Source organism: Thermomonas haemolytica (assembly GCF_004346265.1).
Taxonomy (GTDB): domain Bacteria; phylum Pseudomonadota; class Gammaproteobacteria; order Xanthomonadales; family Xanthomonadaceae; genus Thermomonas; species Thermomonas haemolytica.
Window position 1 is genome coordinate 179869 of sequence record NZ_SMAP01000001.1, and the last position, 21697, is coordinate 201565.

Annotated in this window: 15 protein-coding genes; 9 read left to right on the plus strand and 6 right to left on the minus strand. The window is 66.7% G+C overall.

Annotated elements, in window-relative coordinates:
• Nucleotides 1–25 precede the first annotated feature (25 nt).
• The 3 genes from EDC34_RS00865 to EDC34_RS00875 all read right to left on the minus strand — a co-directional run bounded on the left by EDC34_RS00865 (nucleotide 26) and on the right by EDC34_RS00875 (nucleotide 1514).
• Nucleotides 26–424, minus strand: a complete 399-nt coding sequence (locus EDC34_RS00865; RefSeq protein ID WP_114958960.1) for a type II toxin-antitoxin system VapC family toxin — start codon at nucleotides 422–424, stop codon at nucleotides 26–28.
• Nucleotides 421–624, minus strand: a complete 204-nt coding sequence (locus tag EDC34_RS00870; protein ID WP_114958961.1) for an AbrB/MazE/SpoVT family DNA-binding domain-containing protein — start codon at nucleotides 622–624, stop codon at nucleotides 421–423. The genes EDC34_RS00865 and EDC34_RS00870 overlap by 4 nt, the downstream gene beginning before the upstream one ends.
• A 98-nt stretch (nucleotides 625–722) precedes the next feature.
• Complete coding sequence (locus EDC34_RS00875; RefSeq protein WP_165921007.1) at nucleotides 723–1514, minus strand: GGDEF domain-containing protein; 792 nt, start codon at nucleotides 1512–1514, stop codon at nucleotides 723–725.
• A gap of 109 nt (nucleotides 1515–1623) precedes the next feature.
• Here EDC34_RS00875 and acnA point away from each other — a divergent pair, with 109 nt between their 5' ends.
• The 5 genes from acnA (at nucleotide 1624) to EDC34_RS00900 (ending at nucleotide 7348) form a co-directional block, all read left to right on the plus strand.
• Nucleotides 1624–4380: an aconitate hydratase AcnA gene (acnA, locus tag EDC34_RS00880; protein WP_114958963.1), complete on the plus strand. Its 2757-nt coding sequence runs from the start codon at nucleotides 1624–1626 to the stop codon at nucleotides 4378–4380.
• 116 nt (nucleotides 4381–4496) lie between these two features.
• On the plus strand, nucleotides 4497–4844 hold the full coding sequence (locus EDC34_RS00885) for an ArsR/SmtB family transcription factor (protein ID WP_114958964.1): 348 nt from the start codon (nucleotides 4497–4499) through the stop codon (nucleotides 4842–4844).
• A 47-nt stretch (nucleotides 4845–4891) separates the two neighbouring features.
• The gene (gene arsC / locus EDC34_RS00890) at nucleotides 4892–5305 is read left to right on the plus strand and encodes an arsenate reductase (glutaredoxin) (protein WP_114958965.1); all 414 of its coding nucleotides are present in this window, start codon (nucleotides 4892–4894) and stop codon (nucleotides 5303–5305) included.
• Nucleotides 5302–6027 (plus strand): arsenical resistance protein ArsH, encoded by a 726-nt coding sequence (gene arsH / locus EDC34_RS00895; RefSeq protein ID WP_114958966.1) that lies wholly within the window; start codon nucleotides 5302–5304, stop codon nucleotides 6025–6027. Before arsC ends, arsH begins: the two co-directional genes overlap by 4 nt.
• A 19-nt stretch (nucleotides 6028–6046) precedes the next feature.
• A complete protein-coding gene (locus EDC34_RS00900) occupies nucleotides 6047–7348 on the plus strand; it encodes an arsenic transporter (protein WP_114958967.1) in 1302 nt (433 codons plus the stop codon).
• Between the two features lie 331 nt (nucleotides 7349–7679).
• Here the strand turns inward: EDC34_RS00900 and EDC34_RS00905 are convergent, their stop codons facing one another.
• Both EDC34_RS00905 and EDC34_RS00910 read right to left on the minus strand, forming a co-directional pair.
• Nucleotides 7680–10808 carry an RNA-directed DNA polymerase gene (locus EDC34_RS00905; protein WP_114959262.1) on the minus strand — a complete coding sequence of 1043 codons (3129 nt, stop codon included), beginning with the start codon at nucleotides 10806–10808 and terminating at the stop codon, nucleotides 7680–7682.
• 66 nt (nucleotides 10809–10874) lie between these two features.
• Nucleotides 10875–14315: a methylmalonyl-CoA mutase family protein gene (locus tag EDC34_RS00910; RefSeq protein WP_132982821.1), complete on the minus strand. Its 3441-nt coding sequence runs from the start codon at nucleotides 14313–14315 to the stop codon at nucleotides 10875–10877.
• Between the two features lie 87 nt (nucleotides 14316–14402).
• Between EDC34_RS00910 and EDC34_RS00915 the strand changes: the two genes are divergently transcribed.
• From EDC34_RS00915 to EDC34_RS00930, 4 genes are all read left to right on the plus strand, one after another.
• Entirely contained in the window at nucleotides 14403–15227 is an 825-nt protein-coding gene (locus tag EDC34_RS00915; RefSeq protein ID WP_114958969.1) for a ChaN family lipoprotein, read from the plus strand.
• 165 nt (nucleotides 15228–15392) lie between these two features.
• Nucleotides 15393–16493, plus strand: a complete 1101-nt coding sequence (locus EDC34_RS00920) for a Glu/Leu/Phe/Val dehydrogenase dimerization domain-containing protein (protein WP_114958970.1) — start codon at nucleotides 15393–15395, stop codon at nucleotides 16491–16493.
• Nucleotides 16494–16708: 215 nt separating this feature from the next.
• Complete coding sequence (locus EDC34_RS00925) at nucleotides 16709–17866, plus strand: isovaleryl-CoA dehydrogenase (protein ID WP_114958971.1); 1158 nt, start codon at nucleotides 16709–16711, stop codon at nucleotides 17864–17866.
• A 256-nt stretch (nucleotides 17867–18122) separates the two neighbouring features.
• Nucleotides 18123–18647, plus strand: a complete 525-nt coding sequence (locus tag EDC34_RS00930) for a hypothetical protein (protein WP_132982822.1) — start codon at nucleotides 18123–18125, stop codon at nucleotides 18645–18647.
• A gap of 81 nt (nucleotides 18648–18728) precedes the next feature.
• On the opposite strand, the gene EDC34_RS00935 is transcribed toward EDC34_RS00930, so the two are convergent.
• Nucleotides 18729–21641: an autotransporter serine protease gene (locus EDC34_RS00935; RefSeq protein ID WP_162797644.1), complete on the minus strand. Its 2913-nt coding sequence runs from the start codon at nucleotides 21639–21641 to the stop codon at nucleotides 18729–18731.
• Between the last annotated feature and the right edge of the window lie 56 nt (nucleotides 21642–21697).

Consider the following 21697-nt stretch of genomic DNA (forward strand, 5'->3'; position numbering starts at 1 on the left):
GGGTGCGGGGTGGGGGGATGGGCCTTTAGTCCTTGGGAACGATCAGCTTCAGGCCCTTGAAGTAATCGCGGTGGAATCCGGCATCGAAGGTGATCAGCGCATCGCACTGCAGCAGGGCGTGCGCGCCGACCAGGAACTCGTGCAGTGCCCGCGGCGGCTCGCCGCGCTGGCGCTGGCGGCGCTGCATCTCGCCGGCGCGCAGCGCCGACTTGGCCTCGACCGGGCTGAAATGGATGCCCATTTCCTCCAGCGCGGCCAGCGCCTCGGCGCCGTTGCGCAGGCTGGCCGACAGCTGCGCCAGCGCGGCATCGCAGACCACCACCCGGCCGTTGCCCAGCGCCTGGCGCAAGGTGGCCTCCACGGCGTCGGCGTGCGTGCCGTCGGCCAGCAGCTCGGCCAGCACCGGGGCATCGACCGCGATCACGCGCCCTTGCCCTTGGCGGCCGGCGCATCCAGCGCGAACTTGCCGCGCACCCGCGAAATGGCGTCGTCCACGTGCTTGCTGAGCACGATGCGGCCGCCATCCAGCTCTACCTTCAGCACGCTGCCCTTGGTCAGGCCCAGCGCGTCGCGCACGGGCTTGGGCAGGGTGATCTGGCCGCGTTCGGCGACGGTGGCTTCCACGGGCGGGCTCCGGCTCTATGGTAGGCCGAAATTATACATACTTTTTATTACATACTTTCGACGGCCGTGCAGCCCGGCCTGTCCCGGCTCGGCGGCATTCAGCCAAGCCCGGTGCGCGCGCCTCCGGCATGCCGGGCCAGGTACAGGGCGCGGTCGCAGCGCTGGAAGAACTGGGCCGGCGCCTCGTCCTGCGCGCCCAGCTCCACCAGCCCGGCGCTGAAGGTGACGTAGTTCGGGCCGGTGCCGTCGGCCGGCCAGGCCGTATGCCGCGCGAACGCATGCTGCAGGCGTTCGCACAGGCGCCAGCCGCCGTCGCGGCCGGTGTCGGTGAGGATCACCGCGAAGGTGTCGCCGCCCAGCCGCGCCGGCAGGTCGGACAGCCGGCACACCGCGCGCAGCAGCCGCGCCGCCTCCACCAGCACGTGGTCGCCGACCGCATGCGACCAGCTTTCGTTCACCTGCTTGAGGTGGTCGATGTCCAGCAGCACCAGGCTCAGCGGCTGCCCGTGGCGCTTGGAGCGCGCGAAGCTCAGGGCCAGCTGCTCGTCGAAGGCGCGGCCGTTGGGCAGGCCGGTCAGCGCGTCCTCGGAGGCCAGCCGCGCGAAATCGCGCTCGCGCTCCTGCATGCGCGCCATCAGGGCATCACGCTCGTGCAGCACGGCCAACAGCTGCTCGCCCTGGCGGCGCTGCTCGGCGGCCTTGGCCTCGGCCTCGCGCGCCAGCCGCGCCGCGGTGCGCCGGGCCGCTCCGCCCAGCGCGTACGCCAGGACAGCACCGAGCACGAAGGCCAGCACCACCGCCAGCACGACCCAGCCATCGGCCACGCCTTGTCCCGCTGCGGCGGGCGCGCTTGCCGGCAGCAGGGCGGCCAGGCCGCAGGACATGCGCATGTTCGCCATCGCTCACCGCCCTCGTCGCAATTCAATCCGGCTTAACATCGCAGGCGCACCATAGCGCCATCGCCTGCGCCCGCGGGCACCTTCTCCCAGGAGTCTTCCCATGCGCAACTCCCTCGCAACCCAAGACCGCCTGCACGTTAACGGCCGCGAGTACGCTTTCCACAGCCTGCCGAAGCTGGGCGAACGGTTCGACATCGCCCGCCTACCCTATTCGCTGAAAATCCTGCTGGAAAACCTGCTGCGCCACGAGGATGGCGGCATCACGGTCGGCCGCGAGCATATCGAGGCGCTGGCGCAGTGGGACCCGAAGGCCGAGCCGGACACCGAGATCGCGTTCATGCCGGCGCGGGTGGTGCTGCAGGACTTCACCGGCGTGCCCTGCGTGGTGGACCTGGCGGCGATGCGCGACGCGGTGGTGGCGCTGGGCGGACGGCCCGAGCAGATCAACCCGCAGATCCCTTCCGAGCTGGTGATCGACCACTCGGTGCAGGTGGATGCCTTCGCCCGCCCGGACGCGCTGGACATCAACGGCCGCATCGAATTCGAGCGCAACGCCGAACGCTACGGCTTCCTGCGCTGGGGCCAGAAGGCGTTCGCCAATTTCAAGGTGGTGCCGCCCAGCACCGGCATCGTGCACCAGGTGAACCTGGAATACCTGGCGCGGGTGGTGATGACGCGGGAGGTGGAGGGCGTGACCTGGGCTTTCCCCGACACCGTGTTCGGCACCGACAGCCATACCACCATGGTCAACGGCCTGGGGGTGCTGGGCTGGGGCGTGGGCGGGATCGAGGCGGAGGCGGCGATGCTGGGCCAGCCGTCGTCGATGCTGATCCCGCAGGTGGTGGGCTTCCGCCTGACCGGGCGGCTGCCCGAGGGCACCACCGCCACCGATCTGGTGCTGACCGTCACCCAGATGCTGCGCCAGCACGGCGTGGTGGGCAAGTTCGTGGAGTTCTACGGCGACGGCCTGCAGCACCTGCCGCTGGCCGACCGCGCCACCATCGGCAACATGGCGCCGGAATACGGCGCCACCTGCGGCATCTTCCCGATCGACGCCGAATCGCTGGCCTACCTGCGCCTGTCCGGCCGCAGCGAGGAGCAGATCGCGCTGGTCGAGGCCTATGCCAAGGCGCAGGGCCTGTGGCACGCGCCCGACAGCCCGCACGCGCACTACAGCAGCACCCTGGAACTGGACATGGGCACGGTGCGCCCCTCGCTGGCCGGGCCCAAGCGGCCGCAGGACCGGGTACTGCTCGGTGACGTGCCGGCCAACAGCCGCGCCGCCATCGCCCAGCTCACCGCCGCGCGCGAGCAGCGCGGCGCGGACGTGGCCGACTTCATCGCCGAAGGCGGCGATGCCGCGGTCGGCAATCGGCATCTGGCCAAGGGCCAGGCCGACGCCGTGATCGACGGCCAGTCGGTGCGGCTGAAGGACGGCGCGGTGGTGATCGCCGCCATCACCTCCTGCACCAATACCTCCAACCCCGCGGTGATGGTGGCCGCCGGCCTGCTGGCACGCAATGCGGTCGCACGCGGGCTGCGGCGCAAGCCGTGGGTCAAGACTTCGCTGGCGCCCGGCTCGCGGGTGGTGACCGACTACCTGCAGAAGGCCGGCCTGATGCCGGCGCTGGAACAGCTGGGGTTCGACGTGGTGGGCTACGGCTGCACCACCTGCATCGGCAATTCCGGGCCGCTGCCGGTGGAGGTGAGCGCCGCCATCGCCGCCGGTGACCTGTGCGTGGCTTCGGTGCTGTCCGGCAACCGCAACTTCGAGGGCCGCATCCACGCCGAGGTGAAGATGAACTACCTGGCCAGCCCGCCGCTGGTGGTGGCGTATGCGCTGGCCGGCAGCACCGAGATCGATCTCACCCGCGAGCCGCTGGGCCACGACCGCGACGGCGCGCCGGTGTATCTGAAGGACCTGTGGCCGAGCGCGCGCGAGGTAGCCGACACCATCGCCGCCACCCTCGGCCCGGACCTGTACCGCCACAACTACGCCAACGTCTTCCAGGGCGATGCGCGCTGGAACGCCATCGCCTCCCCGGACGGCGAGCGGTATGCGTGGAATGCGGCTTCCACCTACATCAAGAACCCGCCCTACTTCGAAGGCATGACCATGCAGCCGGGGCGGATCGACGACATCGCCGGCGCGCGCGTGCTGGGCCTGTTCGGCGACTCCATCACCACCGACCACATCAGCCCCGCCGGCAGCATCAAGAAGGATTCCCCGGCGGGCCGCTACCTCATCGCGCGCGGGGTGCAGCCGGTGGACTTCAACAGCTACGGCAGCCGCCGCGGCAACGACGACGTGATGGTGCGCGGCACCTTCGCCAACATCCGCATCAAGAACCTGATGCTCGGCGGCGAGGAAGGCGGCAACACCCTGTACTTCGGGCGCGATGGCGGCCGCGAGAAGCTGGCCATCTACGACGCGGCGATGAAGTACAAGGCCGACGGCGTGCCGCTGGTGGTGATCGCCGGCAAGGAATACGGCACCGGCTCCAGCCGCGACTGGGCGGCCAAGGGCACCAACCTGCTGGGCGTGAAGGCGGTGATCGCCGAGAGCTTCGAGCGCATCCACCGCAGCAACCTGGTCGGCATGGGCGTGCTGCCGCTGCGCTTCCGCGACGGCGAGACCGCGCAGTCGCTGGGACTGTACGGCAGCGAGACCTACTCCATCACCGGGCTGGCCGATGGCGAAGCGAAGACCGCGACCGTCACCGCCACCCGCGCCGACGGCCACCAGACGCGGTTCGAGGTGGACGTGCTGCTGCTCACCCCCAAGGAAGTGGAATACGCCCGCCACGGCGGCCTGCTGCAGTACGTGCTGCGGCAGCTGGCCGGCAAGGCCGCGTAAGCCGCGGGCGCTCACCGCACCGATGGCGGACGCGCCGGCTGCCGCCCGGCCGTGCGCCGCAAGAGGTGCCCCGACATCACTATCCAATAATACGAATATTGTTGCATAATCGCAGAGTGAACGACGCATCCGCCATCTCTGCCCTGTCCGCGCTTGCGCATGCCGATCGTCTGGCCGCCTTCCGGATGCTGGTCCGCGCCGGGCCCGCGGGCCTGCCTTCCGGCGAGATCGCCAACCGCCTTGCGATTCCGCCCACGCGCATGAGTTTTCACCTGGCCAGCCTGGAACGGGCCGGGCTGCTGGAGTCCCGGCGGGCCGGCAGGCAGGTGTGGTACGCGGCCCGCTACGACGCGATGCGCGCACTTCTGGCCTTCCTGACCGAAGACTGCTGCGCCGGCGACCCCCAGATCTGCGGAGGGCTGGCCGCACCGGCGCCCCAGTGCGCACCAGAGACCGCGGCATGACCCACGCGACTTCGCTGCCGCCGTCCCCGTTGCAACCGCCTTCGGCCATGACCGTCACCATCTACCACAACCCGGCCTGCGGGACCTCGCGCAATGCACTGGCGATGATCCGCCAGTCCGGCGAGGACCCGGAGGTGATCGAATACCTGGAGACCCCACCCTCGCGTGACACGCTCAGGCAGCTGATCGCCGCCATGGGCATCCCCACGCGCGACCTGCTCCGGCGCAAGGACACGCCCTACGACGCGCTCGGCCTGGACGACCCGACGCTCGACGACGACGCCCTGCTCGACGCGATGCTGGCGCATCCGATCCTGATCAACCGGCCGATCGTGGTGACCGCCAAGGGCGCGGCGCTGTGCCGCCCTTCGGAGCGGGTGCTGGCCTTGCTGCCCCATCCGGTGGCCACCTTCACCAAGGAAGACGGCGAGATCGTGTCGAGCGCGGGGGTGGCCCGATGAGCGCGGTTCCCCTCGACGACCTGCCGAACATCGACCCGGCGCTGCTGCATCCCATCGACGTGGCGGCGCTGGCCACGCCGGACGACCCCCGGCACCCGCCGCGCCTGCTGGTGCTGTACGGCTCGCTGCGCGAGCGCTCGTATTCCCGCCTGCTAGCGCAGGAAGCCATGCGGCTACTGCGCTGGTTCGGCTGCGACGTGCGCATGTTCGATCCGCACGGCCTGCCGCTCCCCGACGGCGCCGATCCCGGGCATCCGAAGGTCAGCGAGCTGCGCGCCCTCGCCGACTGGTGCGAAGGCATGCTGTGGGTAAGCCCGGAGCGGCACGGCGCGATGACCGCGATCATGAAGGCGCAGATCGACTGGATCCCGCTCGAAGTGGGCGGGATCCGCCCCACCCAGGGCAAGACCCTGGCGGTGATGCAGGTCTGCGGCGGCTCGCAGAGCTTCAATGCGGTCAACCAGCTGCGCATCCTGGGCCGCTGGATGCGCATGGTCACCATCCCCAACCAGTCGTCGGTGCCCAAGGCCTACCAGGAGTTCGACGAGGACGGCCGGATGCGGCCCTCCCCCTACTACCTGCGGGTGGTGGATGTCTGCGAGGAACTGGCCAAGTTCACCTGGCTGGTGCGCGGCCGCTCCCGCTACCTGACCAACCGCTACTCGGAGCGGGTGGAAAGCGCCGAAGCCCTGTCCCGTCGCGTCAACCAGCGCGCCCTCTGAACTCACGCCACACACTGCCATGCTCGCACTGACGATCTTCATCGCCACCCTCGTCGTGGTCATCTGGCAGCCCCGCGGGATCGGCATCGGCTGGTCGGCGCTGGCCGGCGCCGCCGTCGCGCTGGCCACCGGCGTGGTCGGCTGGCACGACGTGGGCACGGTATGGGCCATCGTGTGGGACGCCACCTTCACCTTCGTCGCGCTGATCGTGATCTCCCTGATCCTGGACGAAGCCGGCTTCTTCGCGTGGGCGGCCCTGCACATCGCGCGCTGGGGCGGCGGCGATCCGCGCCGCCTGTTCCCGCTGACCGTGCTGCTGGGCGCGGCGATCTCCGCCGTCTTCGCGAACGACGGCGCCGCCCTGCTGCTGACGCCGATCGTGCTGGCCATCCTGCTGCGGCTGCGGTTCCCGCCCGCGGGCGCGCTGGCCTTCACCGTCGCCTGCGGCTTCATCGCCGACACCGCCAGCCTGCCGCTGGTGGTGTCGAACCTGGTGAACATCGTGACCGCCAACTACTTCGGGATCGCGTTCGACCGCTACGCGCTGGTGATGGTGCCGGTCAACCTGGTCTCGGTGGCCGCGACCCTGCTGGTGCTCTGGCTGTGGTTCCACCGCGACCTGCCGGCCGCCTACCGGGTCGAGGACCTGGAATCCCCGCGCAGCGCCATCCGCGATGTCGCCGTGTTCCGCGCCGCCTTCCCGCTGCTGGCGCTGCTGCTGCTGGCGTATTTCGTGACCGGCCCGCGCGGGGTCCCCACCGCCCTGGTCACCGGGGCCGCGGCGCTGTCGCTCATGGCCATCGCCGGCCGCTGGGCCACGGGCGGACGCGGCGCCAGCGTGCAGCTGGTCAAGGTCCTGCGCGGGGCGCCCTGGCAAATCGTGCTGTTCTCCCTCGGCATGTACCTGGTTGTCTATGGCCTGGGCCATGCGTGGCTCACGCGCGAGGCCACCGCCATCCTCGACCGCCTCGCCGGATACGGCCCGCTGGCGGCGACGGTGGGCACCGGATTTGCCGTGGCCGGCCTGGCCTCGGTGATGAACAACATGCCGGCCACGCTGGTAGGCGCGCTCGCCATCGACGCCGCCCACGTGCCGGCACTCACGCGGGAGCTGATGGTCTACGCCAACATCATCGGCAACGACCTCGGGCCCAAGTTCACCCCGATCGGCTCGCTCGCCACCCTGCTTTGGCTGCACGTGCTCGCCGGCAAGGGCCAACGGATCACCTGGGGCCAGTACATGAAGGTCGGCCTGGCGCTGACTCCCCCCGTCCTGCTCGCGACCCTGCTCGCGCTCTGGCTCTGGCTGCAGGTGGTGTAAGCCCGGATCGCACCGGGGCGAGGGGCAACGCCCTGAGCCAAGCAAGGGTGGTCTTCAAGACTGCGACTCTGAGGCGATCATGCCTGTGGACGGCACGACGGCAGACCGAACGAGTGTTGGGCGCAAACCGCGTGGGCCGCGCAAGTGGCTAGATCCCGAAGGGTGACGGAGGCGATGGTGCCGCCTCAATCAAACAAACACACCGGGAGTCGGTGGCAGGCAATGACGCAACGTGCAGGCCCGGTCAGCGGGAGGCTCTTCTTCGTTCACTTGACCGGAGGCGGCGAAATGGTGACCCCGTTTTTCGTTTTTCCACACCTTTCCTCCTCGCTTAAGCGGGTGATCTTCGTCTGCGCGGCGACACATTAAACCCCTCAGGAACCGGCTTGAATGGATCATTATCGCGAGGCCATTTTTTTGCGCGAGACTGAAAGCTACGGAGCGAGTTCACATCGATATCAACAACAACGACATAGTCGTCGCCACCGCCGCGCACGCGACACAAATCCCGACGATATGCATCTTTCATCGGCGCTCGCACGCGACTGTCTCCATACGACCTATTATTCACAAGCGCAACGTATGCATGCACATCCAGCGCAGCGGACTCGACTAAGGCCCCAAATGTTTCGAGGTCCCGATTCCAAGAAAGCACAAACAAAGAATCGACTTCCCCTTGAAAACGTTGTCGATAGGAGATGCTCTGCAGTTCTGAACAGACCAGTACGCCAAAAGAGAAGCCCTTGTGATCATAGACTGGCTTCTCAGGAGGCTGCTCGTCCCACTCCTGTCCGTATTTGACGTAAAGCTCCTCTTCTTCGGAAGGAGCCGGCAAGCACTTCCGCTGACGAATCTCCACCGTGGACGGATAGCCCAGACGATCGTCAGAAAGCATTAGAAGCGCCTCACTATAGATGCGACCACCCGAGACTCGCGCGTAGTCAAGACCAGCTATAAGGCTAATCCCTGCATCTCTTAAGCGCCCACTAATACTTGAAATCCAACGTTCTGGAAGTGACACCTCTGGCAACAAGACATGGGTTGGACGGGGGACCAACTTAAGACACTGATTGATGAGTCGCACCAGTCTCCGGTATCGCGCCGGACTAAGGTCGCTTACCCCTCCGGCGCAGGAAGACCACGATGCATTCGTGGTTAGAAGGCTGGTAATGCCTAGCCGCACTGGCGACTTACTTGGCTTGCCTACAGTCCATACTCTTGACTTCGAATCCACTTGCTCAGCGCTGTTCCCCGTCAAACTCTCGAGCTCAACTGCGTCGTCGATAAGCTTGGGCTTCACCCACACGCCCCGCACTGCGCGGACATATTTCGCCCATAGCGTCGCGCCGGATTCTTCTCCGCTCCCAAAAATACACTGGGGCACAAAGAGAGCAATCTCTTGAGCGGAGTAAGGTCGAGTGGCAAAGACATATGGATATAACGACTCTTGGGTGCCAGTTTCATCCTGACGAAGACGAAGCCTGCCTCCACTCTTAGAGACAATAAGAAAATTGGTCAGGTCGGCAACGCCGTCATAACAGCTAACAATGCCGATCTCCGCCTCTTCGACCTTCCGAACTTCTTCCGAATAGCGTCGAACGTGATCCTTGTATGCAACCTTAGCCCAATCGTGTTCCCTTAGGTCACGAACTATCGAGAAGAGCTGCGAAACATCCAACGAAAGCCCGATTTCCTCAAAAAGAGCACGCGCTGATCTACTAAGACGAACGGGCGCCTTATCCTTCCACCTGTACGACCTTAGAACCGCTTCTTCTGCTGCCTCGGCAATACCACGTACAACCGATTTCCACGCTTCAGGTCTCGCGGCTTCAGACCGGTAGCCGTTCACCTTTAAGTATCTAATCTCGCCCTTCTCCGCTGCCTCCATTAATCGACCAATGGAATCGAACGACGTTCTCACTAATGCAAGCGCGTCGTCCCAATCCTCTAGCGCGACGGCCAGCGATATAAGTCGAGGAAGATAGTCTGCATGATCCAAGAACCTATCACTTCGCAGAATGTGATTCCGTGCAAACTGATAGAACTTCGAGCGCTCCTCACGCCAGTCCTCTGGCCTCAAGTCGTGCGCGACCGTTTCAGCATTCCGCAACTGTAAAGACCACCCCAAGCGACGAACTGAAAGGCCATCAGCTCGCCTTAGCGTATCCGCCTCATCCCCAACGGCTCCTGCGGCGGACAACACCTGAGCAGCTGTTGATTCTTCGAGCATGGAGAGATCTGGCATTAGCCTGCGCTCGCTCGAAACGCTGCGTATTTCCTTCTCAATGCTTTCCAATAGATCCAAGCCACCTTGGCCGCACAAAAAAAACACTTTGCGCTTCCCGTCTTGGAATGCCAAGCGCGAGCCAGCTTGGTAATCCTCGCCAAGCACAACATCCCAACCTTCATCGCCCGATTTCTTGATCAGGCCCTCTGACCGCTTCACCAAGAGATCCATTAGTCCAGCGGAATTGATATCACCCGGGTCCTTTAGCACCAACAGAACATCATCCACATACCGACCGTAATACACGGGAGACAGCTGTCGCTCAACAAAATCATCCCACTTTGCCAACAGACAGTTGGCGATTAGGCGAGTTGCCGACAACCCAATTGGCAACCCTCCGACCAATTGCGAACCATCCTCTGCTTTCGCGTATACCCCCAACTCTTGAGTCGCCTGAACTGACCACTGAGACAAGAAACCCGAAAAATCGCGCGTGAATGCAGTCTCAAATTCGTTCAAATCCACACCGATAGCTTTCTGGAAGCCATCGAGCGCGAGAAAGCTCGGATCGATCGTGTGGTAGTAGTTCTTGAAATCCAAAGAAACCGCGATTAGCGCTTCACCTTTCTGCAACCCATTCTTAAGTGCATTGAGGCCGTTGTCTCTCCAGCTCTTGTAGGGCGAAAAATAAGGTTGGAACGAACCAAGCGCCCCTAGGTGATACTCCCCCACTTCACCACCAAGAGACCTTGCCTTCCCATACCTTCTCAGTCGGGAACCATAAGCGCTAGGCCTAAGCCGCTCGTCAAAGAGATGACCAACTAGGTTGATCCACAGCGCCGACAAGACGTGAAGCTCAACAGAAAAAACGCCGACAAGGCGGAATTCTGGCGTCAGCTCCTCAGAATCCAATAGGTATCGGAAGGCGCGGTTTGGATCAGAAAAATATGCATGACTTTCTCTCCATCCATCTCGTCGCTTCCGCGCTAGCTTTTTAGGAACTAATCGATGACCGCCAAAATTTCGCGCCAAGGCATCCGAAAGCCTACCGCTTTGCAACTCACCCAGGAGATCCCGTAGGTTTTTCGAAAGCGCTTTCTCATAAGAAACAAATTCCTGAGATACGTGCAACGATCGATCGAAATAGGAATCCGCCTTAGCCTTTCGATAGGCGTAGACAAGATCTCTCATTTCGAGTTCTTGCCAAGACTTAATCCGACGCACTTCTTCCATACCCCCTCCCGTCAACTAGAAAGAAAACCCGCCAATAGGCGGGCTCTTCTATTCGTGCGCGGAGCATCACATATTCCGCCTGTACTCCCCACCCACCTCATACAACGCATGGCTGATCTGCCCCAGCGAATGCGTCTTCACCGCCTCCATCAGCGATTCAAACACATTCCGCCGCTCCCGGGCGGTCGCCTGCAATGACTTGAGCCCCTCGGTCGCATAGCCGTTGCGGTTGCCCTGGTACCCCGCCACGTTCGCGATCTGCTGCGCCTTCTCTTCTTCCGTGGAGCGGATCAGCTCGATCTCGGTGACGATGTCGCCGCCGTGTTCCTTGGGCAGGAAGGTGTTGACGCCCACCAGCGGCAGGCTGCCGTCGTGCTTCTTGTGTTCGTAGTACAGGCTTTCTTCCTGGATCTTGCCGCGCTGGTACATGGTGTCCATGGCGCCCAGCACACCGCCGCGCTCGCTGATGGCCTCGAACTCCTTGTAGACGGCCTCTTCCACGAGGTCGGTGAGCTTGTCCACGATGAAGCTGCCCTGCCACGGGTTCTCGCAGAAGTTCAGCCCCAGCTCCTTGTTGATGATCATCTGGATGGCCACGGCGCGGCGCACGGACTCTTCCGTGGGCGTGGTGATGGCTTCGTCGTAGGCGTTGGTGTGCAGGCTGTTGCAGTTGTCGAACAGCGCGTACAGCGCCTGCAGCGTGGTGCGGATGTCGTTGAACTGGATCTCCTGCGCGTGCAATGAGCGCCCGCTGGTCTGGATGTGGTACTTCATCATCTGGCTGCGCGGGCTGGCGCCGTAGCGCTCGCGCATGGCGCGGGCCCAGATGCGGCGGGCCACGCGGCCGATGACGGTGTACTCCGGGTCCATGCCATTGCTGAAGAAGAAGCTCAGGTTGGGCGCGAAGTCGTCGATCTTCATCCCACGCGCCAGGTAGTACTCCACGATGGTGAAGCCATTGGACAACGTGAAGGCGAGCTGGCTGATCGGGTTCGCCCCGGCCTCGGCGATGTGGTAGCCGGAGATGGACACCGAGTAGAAATTGCGGACGGCGTGGTCCACGAAGTACTGCTGGATGTCGCCCATCATGCGCAGGGCGAACTCGGTGCTGAAGATGCAGGTGTTCTGCGCCTGGTCTTCTTTGAGGATGTCGGCCTGCACGGTGCCGCGCACGGTGCGCAACGTCTCGGCCTTGATCTTGGCGTACGTCTCGGCATCCACCAGCTGGTCGCCGGTGACGCCGAGCAGGGCCAGCCCCAGGCCGTCGTTGCCTTCCGGCAGCGGGCCTTCGTAGCGCGGGCGCGGCTTGTTCTCGAACAGGGCGTCGATCTTCTTCTGCGCCTCGGCCCAGCGCGCCGGATCGGCCTTCAGGTATTTCTCCACCTGCTGGTCGATGGCGGTGTTCATGAACATCGCCAGGATGATCGGCGCCGGGCCGTTGATGGTCATCGACACGCTGGTGGTGGGCGCGCACAGGTCGAAGCCGGAGTACAGCTTCTTCATGTCGTCCAGCGTGGGCACGTTGACGCCGGAGTTGCCGATCTTGCCGTAGATGTCCGGGCGCGGCGCCGGGTCTTCGCCGTACAGGGTCACGCTGTCGAAAGCGGTGGACAGGCGCGCGGCCGGCTGGCCCAGGCTGAGGTAGTGGAAGCGGCGGTTGGTGCGCTCCGGCGTGCCCTCGCCCGCGAACATGCGGATGGGGTCCTCGCCGGTGCGGCGGTAGGGGTACACGCCGCCGGTGTAGGGGTAGTAGCCCGGCAGGTTTTCCTTCTGCAGGAAGGTGAGCAGCTCGCCCCAGGCCTTGTAGGTGGGCGCGGCGATCTTGGGGATCTGCTGGTGGCTGAGCGACTCGCGGTAGTTCTCTACCCGGATGGTCTTGTCGCGCACCTGGTATTCGTTCACCGGCTCGGTGATGGACTTCAGGCGCGCCGGCCAGTCGCGCAGCAGCTTCAGCGCTTCGGAATCCAGCGACTGGATGGCGTCGTTGTAGCGCTGGCGCAGGGTCTTCAGGCTGCGGTCGTCGCCCTCGGTGAGGGCTTCGGCCGGGTACAGGTCCAACGCCTTGGGCAGCAACGGATCGCCCAGCTCCTTCAGCGCGTCCCACAGCGACTGCGCGCGGTCGGCGATCTCCGCCTGCGATTCGATGCGGGCATTGATCTGGCGGCCCTGCTCGGCGATCTCCGCGAGGTAGCGGACGCGGTTGCCGGGGATGAGGACGGTGGCGCGCGGCTCCTTGAGGGTGGTGTCGATGTGCGGCGTCCACTTGCCCGCATCTAGCGCCAGCTCCTCGCGCAGCAGGCGGCAGAGATTTACGAACATCCAGTTCAGGCCGGGGTCGTTGAATTGGCTGGCGATCGTCGGATAGACCGGGACGTCCTCGTCCTTCAGGTCGAACTTCACGCGGTTGCGCTTCCACTGCTTGCGCACGTCGCGCAGGGCGTCCTCGGCCCCGCGCTTGTCGAACTTGTTGAGCACCACCAGTTCGGCGTAGTCCAGCATGTCGATCTTCTCGAGCTGGCTGGGCGCGCCGAAGTCGGAGGTCATCACGTACATCGGGAAATCGACCAGGTCCACGATTTCCGAATCGCTCTGGCCGATGCCGGCGGTTTCCACGATCACCAGGTCATAGCCCAGCGATTTCAGGAACGCGATGCAGTCCTTCAGCACCACGTTGGTGGCGGCGTGCTGGCGGCGGGTGGCCATCGAGCGCATGAACACGCGCGGGCTGCGCAGGCTGTTCATGCGGATGCGGTCGCCCAGCAGCGCGCCGCCGGTGCGGCGGCGGGTGGGATCGACGCTGATCACCGCGATGTGCATGTCGGGGAACTGCGCCAGGAAGCGGTTCAGCAGCTCGTCGGTGACCGACGACTTGCCGGCGCCGCCGGTGCCGGTGATGCCCACCACCGGGGTCTTGTGGCCGGCCAGCTGCCAGTGCTTGCGCAGGCGCGCCAGCTCGGCCTCGGGCACCGCCGATTCCTCGATCGCCGAGAGCATGCGGCCGATGTCGATCTCGTCCTCGAACGCCACCTGGTGCGGCATCTCGGCCGGCAGGCGCGCGGCCTCGGCGCGCTTGACCACGTCCTCGATCATCGCCACCAGCCCCATGTGCATGCCGTCGTTGGGGTGATAGATGCGCTCCACCCCATAGGCCTGCAGCTCGCGGATTTCCTCCGGCGTGATGGTGCCGCCGCCGCCGGCGAACACGCGGATGTGCGCGGCGTTGCGCGCCTTCAGCATGTCCACCATGTACTTCAGGTATTCGACGTGGCCGCCCTGGTAGGACGACAGCGCGATGGCGTCGGCGTCTTCCTGCAACGCCGCGCGCACCACGTCTTCCACGCTGCGGTTGTGGCCGAGGTGGATGACCTCCGCGCCCTGCGCCTGGATCAGCCGGCGCATGATGTTGATGGCGGCATCGTGGCCGTCGAACAGGCTGGCGGCGGTGACGAAGCGCAGCGGCGTGGCATCAGTCTGCTGCGCGGGAATCTGGGTGGCGGGGGTGCTCATGGGGGGCATCCACGGATCGATGAATGGCAATCTGTGGATTGTAGCGCGCAGGGTTAGCATGGGCCGTCTTCCAACCGGTCTTCCGCCATGCGCCTGCGCACGTTGCTGCTGCCGCTGCCCCTGCTCGCCCTCCTCGCCACCGGCGCCTGCCGGCACGTGCCGCCGGCCACTGCCGACACGCCGCGCATCCTGCTGCTGGGCGAGGTGCACGACAGCGCCGCCGGCCACGCCGCGCGCGCGGCGCTGCTGCGCAAGGAACTGGAAGCGGGCTGGCGGCCGGCGATCGCGATGGAGCAGTTCGACACCGATGCGCAGCCCGCGCTGGACGCGGCCATGCGCGAATGCGCCGATGCTGCGTGCGTGATCGCGCGTGCAGCGCCGGCCAAGGCCGGATGGACCTGGGCTTACTACGAACCGGTGATCGCGCTGGCGCTGCAATACAAACTGCCGCTGTACGCCGCCAACCTCTCCCGCGGCGATGCGGCGAAGGTGGTGGAGGACGGCTTCGCCGCCGCGCTGCCGGCGGGGCTCATCGCGCGCTACCGGCTGGATGCGCTGCCCGCGGATGTGCTGGCCGCGCAGGAAACTGAAGTGCGCGACAGCCACTGCGGCGCGCTGCCGGAGAGTCTGGTGGCGCCGATGGCGAAGGCGCAGATCGCGCGCGACGTGGTGATGGCGGAGACCCTGCGCACGCATGCCGCCGATGGCATCGTGCTCATCGCCGGCAATGGCCACGTGCGCCGGGACATCGCGGTGCCGTTCTGGCTGCGCCAGCAGGGGCTGCCGGCCCGCGCGGTGGGCTTCCTGGAGCCGACGTCGAACGCGACCGCATTCGACGCCGTGGAGCGCATCCCGGCGACCACCCGGCCCGACCCGTGCGCGGGCTTCAAAGCGCCGAAGAGCCCCGGCTGAATGGGGGACGCGGGAGCCATACCCCCGCGTATGCAGGCCCGGCCTGGAGGAATGGCCTAAAATGCGCGGCTGCGACGGGCGGCTTGCCCCTGCCGCAGCCCACATTCCCGTTTCCTCCCAACTGCCAGCGGTTCCGCTGCGTGCGGCGCCGGCCGGAGCTTTGCAATGATCTTCGAGACGCTCGACACCTACGGCCACGAACAGGTCGTGTTCTGCCACAACAAGGACGCCGGCCTGAAGGCGATCATCGCCATCCACAACACGGTGCTGGGCCCGGCCCTGGGCGGCACCCGCATGTGGCCCTACAAGAGCGAGCAGGAAGCCCTCAACGACGTGCTGCGGCTGTCGCGCGGCATGACCTACAAGAACGCCGTGGCCGGCCTGAACATCGGCGGCGGCAAGGCGGTGATCATCGGCAACCCGGCCACCGACAAGTCCGAGGCGCTGTTCCGCGCGTTCGGCCAGTTCGTGGAATCGCTGGGCGGCCGCTACATCACCGCCGAGGACGTCGGCATCGACGTCAACGACATGGAATACGTGTACCGCGAGACCGAGTACGTCACCGGCGTGCACCAGGTGCACGGCGGTTCCGGCGACCCCTCGCCGTTCACCGCCTACGGCACCCTGCAGGGCCTGATGGCCACGCTGAACAAGAAGTTCGGCAACGAGGACGTAGGCAAGTACGTGTACGCCGTGCAGGGCCTGGGCCACGTCGGCATGGAATACGTGAAGCTGCTGAAGGAGCGCGGCGCCAAGATCTTCGTCACCGACATCAACCAGGCGCTGGTAGACAAGGCGGTGTCCGAGTACGGCGCCGAGGCGGTGGGGCTGGACGAGATCTACGACGTGCCGGCCGACGTGTACTCGCCGTGCGCGCTGGGCGGCACCATCAACGAGCAGACCCTGCCGCGCCTGAAGTGCAAGGTGATCTGCGGTGCGGCCAACAACCAGCTGGCCAGCAACGAGATCGGCGACGAGGTGGTCAAGCGCGGCATCCTGTACGCGCCGGACTACGCGGTGAACGCCGGCGGCGTGATGAACGTGGCGCTGGAGCTCGACGGCTACAACCGCGAGCGCGCCATGCGCATGATGCGCACGATCTACCACAACCTCGCGCGCATCTACGAGATCTCCGACCGCGACGGCATCCCGACCTACAAGGCCGCCGATCGCCTGGCCGAGGAGCGCATCGAGAAGATCGGCAAGCTGAAGCTGCCGCTGGGCCGTGGCCATACCCGTTTCCAGGGGCGCATCCGCGGCAATTGATCGGGCGTTGCCCGATCAATTCTGGATTGGCTTCCATAACCCCGCCGCTGTCGCAGCGCCCCCTTGACTCGAGGGGGCCTGGCAAACCGAGCTTCTTCGACGAAACGCCCGGCAAGCCGGGCGTTTTCGTTGGCAACGCCGGCACAGTCGGGGTCCCGACTACAATTGCGGCATACCGCGCGCATCGCGCGCTTTCGACATCCACGAGGAATCCCATGCGTCCATTCCCCCTCGGTGACGACATCGACGCCCTGCGCGAAGCGGTCCGCCGCTTCGCCGATACCGAAATCGCCCCGCGCGCCGCGCAGGTGGATGCAGACAACTGGTTCCCGCAGGACCTGTGGCCGAAGCTGGGCGAAATGGGCCTGCTGGGCCTGACCATCCCCGCCGAGTTCGGCGGCAGCGAGATGGGCTATCTGGCCCACCTGGTGGCGATGGAGGAGATCAGCCGCGCCTCCGGATCGGTCGGCCTGAGCTACGGCGCGCACTCCAACCTGTGCGTGAGCAACCTCTACGCCAACGGTAATGCCGCGCAACGCGCCAAGTACCTGCCCAAGCTGTGCAGCGGCGAGTGGAAGGGCGCGCTGGCGATGAGCGAGCCCGGTGCCGGTTCCGACGTGGTCGGCTCGATGGCTTGCCGCGCCGAGCTCAAGGGCGACGTGTGGGTGGCCAACGGCAACAAGATGTGGATCACCAACGGCCCCGAGGCCGACGTGCTGATCGTGTACATGCGCACCGCCAGCCGCGAGCTGGGCAGCAAGTGCATGACCGCCTTCATCGTCGAGAAGGGCATGAAGGGCTTTTCCACCGCGCAGAAGCTGGACAAGCTGGGCATGCGCGGCAGCAACACCTGCGAGCTGGTGTTCGAGAACTGCGAGATCCCGCAGGAGAACGTGCTGGGCGAGGTCAACAACGGCGTGAAGGTGCTGATGAGCGGCCTGAACACCGAGCGCCTGGTGCTGTCCGGCGGCCCCATCGGGCTGATGCAGGCGGCGCTGGACATCGCCCTGCCCTACGTGCGCGAACGCCGCCAGTTCGGCCAGCCGATCGGCACCTTCGAGCTGATGCAGGCCAAGATCGCCGACATGTACACCGCGCTGCAGTCCAGCCGCGCCTTCGCCTACCAGGTGGCGCGCGACTACGATGCCGGCCACAAGAGCCGGATCGACGCCGCGGCCTGCCTGCTGCACGCCAGCGAAGCGGCGGTGCAGGTGGCGCTGGAGGCCATCCAGTCGCTGGGCGGCAACGGCTACATCAACGAATATCCGACCGGGCGCATCCTGCGCGATGCCAAGCTGTACGCCATCGGCGCCGGCACCAACGAGATCCGCCGCATGCTGATCGGCCGCGAACTGTTCGCCGGCAACCACTGACGGCCACGACGACCCCGGTAGTACCCCGCGAAGCCCGCCCTTCCGGCGGGCTTCGTGCTTCCTGCATCGGCCCGGCGACCACGGCCGGCACCCCAATCGCCATTCCGATCCCCATCCCGATGGGTGGCCAGATCATGACCAATCTTTCATCCACGGTGCATGCGCGATTAACCGGCGCGGGCGGATGCTGAACACGTGGAACCGCCGCCGGCATGGCCGGGCCCCACGCCCCCCACAGATACCGATGGAGAACGCCATGAAGACCCGTCTTGCCCCGATCACCCACACCCTGCTGCTGGGCACCCTGGTGCTGGCCAGCGCCTCGGCCCTGGCCACCCAGCCCACGCCGCAGCAGGCCACGCAGAAGAAGGCCAGCGCCGAAAAGACCGTCGCCCGCCAGGCCGAGGCCGCGGCCGCCGCCAATGCCGTGGCCGCCGACATGAACGCCGCCGCCGCCGGCAACGACATGGCCGCCGCCGACCGCGAAGCCAACCGCGCGGTGAAGGACGCGCGCATGGCCAAGCATGCCAAGGTCGCGCATGTGCGCCACGCCGATCGCCGCAAGGAAGCCGCCAACGCGATGGCCGCCGATCTCAATGCCACCGCGGCGGGCGTGCGCATGGCCGCGGCCACGCGCGAAGCCGACCGCGCCGCCGGCGACATGCTGCTGGCAGCGGAGGCCAAGCAGGGCTACGTGCAGACCGCGCAGACCGCGTTCACCACGCCCGACGGCCAGCAGGTGACGGTGCGTTCGATCATCCCGATCGCCGGCAAGAACTGACCGGCAACCCCTGCCCGTCCGTGGCGCGCCTGTCGCGCGATGGACGGGCAAGGCGGAGCCGTCGCCTCAAAACACAAACCTTCAGAACCGGTAGCCGGCCTGCAGTTGGGCCATGCCGGTCTGGCGCAGGCCGTCGTCGCGGCGGCCGAGGTCGAAGCGCAGCAGGCCGTGGCGGCCGAACTGGGCGCCCAGCCCCAGGCCGAACTGGCGCGCCCGAGGCGACAGCGCCATGCCCTGCAGCGGCGCCCACTGCTCCAGCCCGGTGAAGCTGGCATCGAAGGCGGTGCCGGCACTCGCCAGCGTGCGCCGCCATTCCATCCATGCATCCAGCGTCCACTGCACGTCGCCGCTGCGCCAGCCGCGCTCGGCGCGCAGGCCGGCCGCGCCCTGCCAGCGGCGGCTGTCCCAGGCGCGCGCCTGCAGGCCGAAACCGGTGGCGCCGGCTTCCGCGAACCCGTCGTTGGCCACCCGCACGTAATCGCCGGCCAGGTACGGGCGCAAGGTCAGCGGACCGGCCTGCAGCCGGCGGGCCAGTTCTAACGACAGCCCGAGGTAGCCGCCGGACAGGCGGCTGCCAACGTGGTCCTGCAGCCCGCCCAGCAGCAGACTGCGCTGCATCTGGCGCTGGACGCTGCCGCTGGCCAGAGACGCCTGCGCCTGCCACGGCCCGCGCCAGGCCGCCGCGTACAGCTGCACCTCGCGCTGCACGCCGAAACTGCGGTCGCCCAGCGCGCCCAGCCAGCTCGCCTGCTGCTGGCGATCGATCGCCAGGCCCAGCAGCGCCGAGTCGCCCAGCCGCCAATCGTGGCCGACCAGCTCGCCGCGGGTGTCCAGCGTCACCGCGTCGAACCCGGCCTGCGCCAGCTGGCCACCGCCGGCCAGGTCGCGATACCAGCCACCGGCCTGCGCCGGCCGTTCCATCAGCGCATCCAGCCGCTGGCCGAGCGCATGCTGGCTGGCCGCGATACCCTCGAGCATCAGCGCCAGCGAGGCGCCGTGCAACTGGCCGGACAGGCTGCGCAGCGACAGTGAGGCCTGCCCGGCGCTGGCCGTCTGCTGGAACGCCCCGGCCGCGTCGATGAAGGCCGCGCCAATGCCACCCGGCGCGATCCCGCCGAGCTGGGCGTCGATCGCCTGCATCGCCGATTCCACGCGCACGGCGCTGGGAACGGCCACGCCGGTCAAGCCCAGCGCCGCCACCGCCTTGCTGACGTCGATCCGGTTGATGTTGAGGAACACGTGGGTGGGGTCGTAGCCCAGACTGGCGTCGAGGAACACGTTCGGCGCCGCCTTCAGGCTGGAGAAGGTGCCGCTGACGCCGCCGTTGGCGCTCAGCAGGGTCTCCTTGGCGCTGGTGGTGTAGCCCGTTTTCACGCCGAGGATGGACATCGTCCCAGCCAGGCTGGCGCTGCCAGAGACCAGCAAGGGGCTGCCCAGCCATACGCCCAGATTGCCGCTGGATGCCTGCTGGAAGTTGCCGGCGATGGTGGCCGGATTACTGGCCCCCACCAGGAACCGGCCGCTGTTGGCGACATTGCCGCCGAACGCCCCGCTGGCCCACACGGTGGCGCCATCGGCCACCGCGAGATTGCCGCGCAGGCCCTTGCGCACGTCCAGCCCGCCGGCATCGACGCGGGTATCGCCGGTGAAGCGGCCGGCTTCGGCCAGGGTCAGGATGCCGCTGCCGCCCTTGATCAAGCCGCCGCTGCCGACGATCTCGTTGCGCCAGACCGAGTTGCCGGAGAACGCCACGCTGAAATCGCCCCAGGCGAAATTGCTGGGCCCCATCGCCGCCTTGGTGACATCCAGCAGGCCCCAGCCGAACACCGGGTCCACCCCGGGCGCGCCGAGGTCCTTGGCCCCGCCCAGGAGCAGCTGCCGCACCTGGTCGTTGCTCAGATACGGAAAGGCCGACCACACCACCGCCGCCGCGCCTGCGACCTGCGGCGCCGCGAACGAGGTGCCGCCGCCCTGGTACAGCGCATAGCTGGCATCGCCGACCTTGGCCTGCGGGTCGATGAAGACCACGTTGCCCGGCGCCACCAGGCAGTAGTTCATCGCGCTGCCGCACTGCTGCGAATACGAGGTGAGCTGGGTCGGATTGTTTGGGTCCAGCGCGCCCACGGTGAGCCAACCCTTTTCCAGCAAGGGATCATTGGCCAGGGTCGGCAGGCGGGCGTTGTCGGACGGCTCGCCGGCATAGCGCGGATCGCCGCCGCTGTTGCCGTTGGCGAACACGATGATGCCGCCGCGGTTGACCACGAAATCGCGCCAGGCGTTGGCCAGCTCCGTCGTCAGCGCCGGGTCGTTCCAGTACAGCCCGCCCCAGGAATTGTTGATGATCTTCGCGCCGGCATTCGCCAGCTCGGCATTGATGGCCTGGAAGAAATCGCCGTAGCCCTCGCCGGCGTGGATCTCGTTGCCGGCGCCGGAGCCATCGTCCACCGGCGGCGCATCGCTGATGATGCGCGAGGACACGATGTTCGCGCCCTGCGCCACCCCGCCGCCCCAGCTGCCGATGCCCTTGCCTGCGGCCATCTCCGCGACCACCGTGCCGTGCCCGACGACGTCGTCCACGCTGGTGTTGTTGGTGGCCGGATCGACGTGGATGAAGCTGGCCGTCACCCGCCCGGCCAGCGCCGGGTTCTGCCGGTTCACCCCGGTATCGACCAGTCCGATGGTGACGCCCTGCCCTTTCAGCCCCGCGCCCAGTGCGCCGGCGGCATTCGTCAGCACCAGATGCTGGCTGTACTGCGGCAGGCTGGCCGGCCCGGCCAGGGTGGGAATGGCCGGCGGGTTCACCACCAGGCTGCTGTCGTTGGCCACGGTCGGGGTGAAGCCGATGCCGCCACCGGGCGTGGTGGGCGGCGACGGCGGCGGCGAGGACCGCACCCCTCCGCCACCGCCGCCACAGGCGGCCAGCAGCAGCGCGATGGCGCAAGGCAGGAGCGCCGCCAGCGGACGGCGCGCAGGAAGGGTCTGGATGATCGGCATGTGCATGGCTCCCCGGAGGCCGGCACCGCCCATGGTGCCGCGCATCCGCCGCCAAT